We start from the raw sequence: 1597 nt of genomic DNA on the forward strand, positions 1-1597 counted from the left end.
TAAGAACATTTTGTCTCTTTTGATCTGAGTGATTTAAAGAGAATGTGTGGGTTATGGTTATGCGTCGTGTATTAAAACATCATGTTTGTTTATGTATTCTCTCGACAGCTGTTCTGGCTGGTCTGGCTCTTAGTACAGCTCAAGAGGTTTATGCTGGACCAAAGAATTGTAATGGGGGGGTTGCTGGTCCTGGGGGTGGTGGGGATGGGAGTGATAGGAGTAATGAGCGAATCGAGTGTGATGGGAGTAGTGGTGGGGTGAAGTATCTGAGTGGTAATCGAACTGTGGATATGAGTACGGAGTCTGATGCGCCTGCTGTGAAGGTGTACAATAGGGCAGATATTACGATAAGTAGTGAACCGCTGACGATTACAGGTGGTGGTAGTAATAATGAGCCGGCGATTAAGGTGTATGGGCAAGGGAAGCTGACGGTGATGAATGTCACTGCTACAAATGTGTATAAGGGGATAGAGGCTGATGGTGAAGGGTCTTCTGTTACGGTAGTTAAAGGGTCGATTGAGGTGAAGGATGGGGGTGAGGGGATTACGATGCAGAGGGGGGGTGGGGGGAAGGTGACGTTGATGGATGGGGTGACGGTTACGGGAGGGGGGAGTGTTGGGGTGGGGGTGGTGTTTAAGGGGAGTGGGAAGAGTACTGTGATGTTGATGGGTACGAGTTTTCAGAATGTCAAGACGGGGGTGAGTGTGGAGGGGGATGGGGTGAATGCTACTGTGATGGGGGTAGGGGCGACGATTAATTTAGCAAATGGGGGGACGGGGATTACGATGCAGAAACAGGGGTGGGGAGAGGTGACGAATATGACGATTACGGGAAATGGGGGGAAGGTTACAGGGGTGGAGGTGACGTTGGGTGAGATGACGTTGAATATGGTGAAGTTGACAAATATGCAAACGGGGGCGAAGGTGACGGGTGGGAAGTTAAAGGTGACTGGGGGGTCGATTGAGGGAGGTGGGAGTGGTGGGACGGGGGTGATGGCGGTGGGGACGGTGACGTTGAATGGAGAGGTGAAGATTGAGGGGTTCACGACGGGGGTGAATGTGGGGGGGACGGGGAAGTTTGAGATGACTGGGGGGACGATTGAGGGAAATGGGAAAGGTGGGGTGGGGGTGGAGGTGAATGTGACGGGGAAGGGGAGTGCGACGTTGGATGGAGGGGTGAAGATTACGGGGTTCACGACGGGGGTGAAGGTGGAGAAGGGGACGTTTGAGATGACAAAGGGGATGATTACGGTTACGGGAAATGTGGGGAGTAGTGGGGTGGAGGTGAGGGGTGGGAATGTGACGTTGGATGGGGGTGCGACGATTATGGTTACGGGAGGTGTGGGGACGGGGGTGAATGTGCAGAAGGGGGAGTTTAAGATGACAAAGGGGATGATTACGGGAAGTGGGAGAGATGGGGTGAGTGTGACGGGTGGGACGGTGACGTTGGAGGGAGGGGTGAAGATTACGGGGTTCACGACGGGGGTGAAGGTGGGGGGGACGGGGAAGTTTAAGATGACTGGGGGGACGATTACGGTTACGGGAAATGGTCAGGGGGTGTATGTGATGGATGGGGGGAGTGTGGTGACGTTGGATGG

General features: G+C 53.8%; 1 protein-coding gene. It reads left to right on the forward strand.

What is annotated here, in order from left to right; genetic code table 11:
• Window positions 1-53 precede the first annotated feature (53 nt).
• Window positions 54-1597, forward strand: a 1544-nt coding sequence (locus GGR10_RS06745; RefSeq protein WP_182480447.1) for a hypothetical protein, incomplete at its 3' end; no start/stop codon positions are given.

This window comes from Bartonella chomelii (assembly GCF_014138465.1).
Lineage (GTDB): Bacteria > Pseudomonadota > Alphaproteobacteria > Rhizobiales > Rhizobiaceae > Bartonella > Bartonella schoenbuchensis.